The 3,360-nt window shown below is 61.5% G+C and carries 2 protein-coding genes; both read right to left on the bottom strand.

Annotation, left to right across the window (positions count from 1 at the left end; genetic code table 11):
* Nucleotides 1-158: 158 nt before the first annotated feature.
* Complete coding sequence (locus AACZ55_RS15805) at nucleotides 159-950, bottom strand: YoaK family protein (protein ID WP_339647627.1); 792 nt, start codon at nucleotides 948-950, stop codon at nucleotides 159-161.
* A complete protein-coding gene (locus AACZ55_RS15800) occupies nucleotides 935-3,121 on the bottom strand; it encodes an FdhF/YdeP family oxidoreductase (RefSeq protein WP_339647625.1) in 2,187 nt (728 codons plus the stop codon). Before AACZ55_RS15800 ends, AACZ55_RS15805 begins: the two co-directional genes overlap by 16 nt.
* Nucleotides 3,122-3,360: the final 239 nt, after the last annotated feature.

Here is a 3,360-nt window from a genome sequence, read left to right as displayed (position 1 = left end):
TCCTCGCCCGGCCATCCGTCCGCTTTGGGCCTTCCCTGCGGCGACCCGCAAGGAACCCGGACCGACCCCGCCCAAACGTTCGTTGCGCTTGCGTCCATATGCGCGGGTTCGTCAGGGCAGTATGGGGGAGGTTGAATCGGCGGGGATAAGTTTCAAAATCAGCCGTGCCTGCGCGCACGCCGATGGTGGCCGACAAAGCTCGGGACGGCGCAGGTGGCAAGAATGGCAGCCAGCGGCAGAGCAAATCCGAAACCGAAACCGGCAAATCCCACAGCGCCGATAAGCCCGCCGGCGAAAAAGCATCCAACGATGGAGACCAGGATCTTGAGCTTTCGTGGATCGGCCTTCACGTCCCGCTCCCGCGCGATATTGGGATCGCGATTACGATAGAGCCCCTTGCCCAGCTCAATTCCGATATCGGTCACCAGGCCCGTGACATGGGTGGTGCGCATCCGCGCCCCGGAAATCTTGGTGATGGTAGCATTCTGGAGCCCCATCAGGAAACACAGCAGCAGCGCAGCGACCGGCGCAAAGCCGGAAACGCCGGCAAAGACGGCACCCAGAATACCGAAGAGCAAAAGCAGCACCGATTCCAGTGCCAGGGGCAGCGCATATTGGCTCCAGCGCGTGTGCCGCCTTGCCCAATTGATGAGAACTGCGGAAAGGGCGGCTCCGGCAACAAAAAACATCACGGCCCCGAACCCCGATGCCACCACCAGCCAGTCGGCCACGGCAATGGTGTCGGCCAGTTCGGAAACGTATCCCGTCATGTGCGAGGTGTAGCGTCCGATGGCGATGAAACCGCCCGCGTTGACCGCACCGGCAATGGCGGCGAGGATCAGCGACAGGGCAAGATCGGCGGCGGCTATGCGTCTGTGATCGGCGAGATGGGCAAACAGCCGGAGCCCGGATCGCCGGCCCCGACGGCGCGCATTTATCGCTCTATCCATACCGGCACCGACTTGAAGGCAGGCGTTTTCGAGCGCGGATCGATTGCCGTCCCGACCAGAACATTGGCTTCCGGGTAATAGGCCAGCGCCGATCCGCGGGGGATGTCGAAACTGAGCGCCTTGAGCTTGCTCATCTTTCCCTGTTCGGACGCCAGATCGATGAGATCGCCTTCGGCGATGCCCATCTCCTCCATGTCCTTACCGTTGAGCAGCACCGACCAGCGCGGCGCCTTGTTGCGATAGCTGTCGGTCTCTTCGTAAACGATGGTGTTGAACTGGCCTTCCGAGCGGATCGTTGCCAGCGTCAGCGCCTTGCGACCCTCTGGCGCTTTCGGGGATTGCGGCAGCGGTATCACCTGAAAATGCCCCCTGCCGTCGTCCGTGGAAAAGCGCGGTTCGTGCATGACGCGATTGGCGATGTGGAACTCACGCTTTGCAACATCGATCTCGGCCAAGTCCTTGAGACCGGGGACGATTTCAGAAATCGCGCGCCGCACCTCGGCGTGCTTCTTGAACGCCTGAAAATCGATGGGGCTGTCGGGCAGGATGCGGGTGGCGAGGTCGGTGAGGATGACGCTTTCGGGGCGCACATTGGCCAGCCGGTCGATCCCGCCGTCTGATAAGCGTATGAAATTGAACATCGATTCCTGGGTGGTGGGCTCCCATTCCTCGTCGCGCGCCGTCACCGGCAGGATCAGGCTTTCGGATTCATCGTGCCCGTGGACGTGCCCCAGATTGAGGGTCGTGGTCAAAAAGAGCTTGAATCCTATTGTGTTAAGCGCCTTCTCGGCCCATGCGGTATCGGGAGATGCACCATAAAGATTGCCGCCCATGATGACCGCGGCATCCATCTCGCCGCGATGGGCGGCGTGCAGGCAGGCCATGGTATCCAGGCCCTTGGACCGACTGAGAGAAATCGAAAACTGGCGCTCCATTTCGGCCATCACGTCCTCGGCCAGCAGCGGTTTGACGCCGATGGTGCCGATGCCCTGCACATTGGAGTGCCCGCGCAGGGGCAACAGCCCCGCATTGGGCCGCCCGATCATGCCGCGCAACAGGGCGAGATTGGCAATTGATTCAACGTTTTCAACGCCGTGAACGTGGTGCGTCATCCCCATCCCCCAGGCGAAAACCACGTTTTTCGCCCGTCCATAGCGGTGCGCGACGCGCTCGATTTCGGCCCGCGAGAGGCCCGTCGATGTTTCGATATTTACCCACGATGTTGCATGGACTTGTGCTCTATAGGCCGCAACATTGCCTGTATGTTTTTCAATAAAGTCCGCGTCTTCCATCCCGGCCTCGATCACCGCCTTGGCGATGCCGATCATCAGCGCGATATCGGACCCGATGCGCGGCTGGAGATAATCGGACGCGATGTCGTCGCCGCCCCTGAGCATCGACGAGGGAGATTTGGGCACGGCGAATTTGACCAGTCCCGGCTCGCGCGCCGGATTGATGACGATCACCTCCCCGCCCCGGTCGCGGCAGTGCTTGAGCATGTGAATGAAGCGCGGGTGGTTGGACGAGGGATTGGCCCCGATCACAAAGATCATGTCAGCGCCCGTAAGGTCGGCCAGTTCCACCGTCGCAGTACCCTTGCCGATGGTGGTGGCCAGCCCCTCGCTGGTCGCCTGATGGCAGAAATAGGAACAGTTGTTGACGTTGTTGGTGCCAAAGGCGCGGGCCAGAAGCTGGAAGATGAACCCCGCCTCGTTCGATGAGCGCCCCGAAGAATAAAAGAACGTCCGGTCAGCCGCAGTGGCCAGCAGCCGCTTGGCGGCGTGATCGAGCGCCCAGTCCCAATCGACCACAGTGTAGTGATCGGACCTGGCGGGCTTGTAAACCGGGTCGCCCAACCGGCCCAGATGCTCCATCTCCTTGCCGGTCAATTCCTTGAGGTCGGCAAGCTCGTGGGTGAAAATGGCGTGCGGAATGGCCGGCTGGATATCTGTCGATTGGGCCTGCACCGACTTGTTGCACACCGACGGAAACTCGCCCAGCTCGTTGGTCATGCCGCCCATCTGCCCGCCCATGCCATAGGCACAGGCCTTGCAGGTGTTCTTGGCGGTCAGCGCCTTGGCCGCCTTGCCCACACCCATGCGGGCCACGGTCTGGAGCGTATAGAGAACCTTCTTGGGCCCTCCCCCAACGGTCTGGTGCGAATGTGGCATGACGGCAAATCTCCTCACGGCGAGTATGGCACGGCAGGTGGGGCTGGCAACAGACCAGCAAAGCTGTTTCCTGCAATCTGCGACCGGCTATCAAAGCCGGCTTTGGCGGTCGGGCAAATGCGCTTATAGCGAGTGTACCGCCCACCGGACGATTCGCCATGTCATCCACCCCGTTATCCGCCCGTCGCCCCGCCCCGCTTCATCTGCTTTTGGCCTTCGCCAGTGGCGGGCTTTTGACC

The sequence above is a fragment of the uncultured Pelagibacterium sp. genome, assembly GCF_963972885.1.
GTDB lineage: Bacteria > Pseudomonadota > Alphaproteobacteria > Rhizobiales > Devosiaceae > Pelagibacterium > Pelagibacterium nitratireducens.
The sequence above is the reverse complement of the archived record's forward strand: the minus strand, read 5'-3'. Positions and strand labels throughout refer to the sequence as shown.

What these genes read in the sequence shown, in the direction of transcription:
- AACZ55_RS15805 (WP_339647627.1), bottom strand. Translation starts at nt 950, where the DNA reads ATGGATAGAGCGATAAATGCGCGCCGTCGGGGCCGGCGATCCGGGCTC.
- AACZ55_RS15800 (WP_339647625.1), bottom strand. Translation starts at nt 3,121, where the DNA reads ATGCCACATTCGCACCAGACCGTTGGGGGAGGGCCCAAGAAGGTTCTC.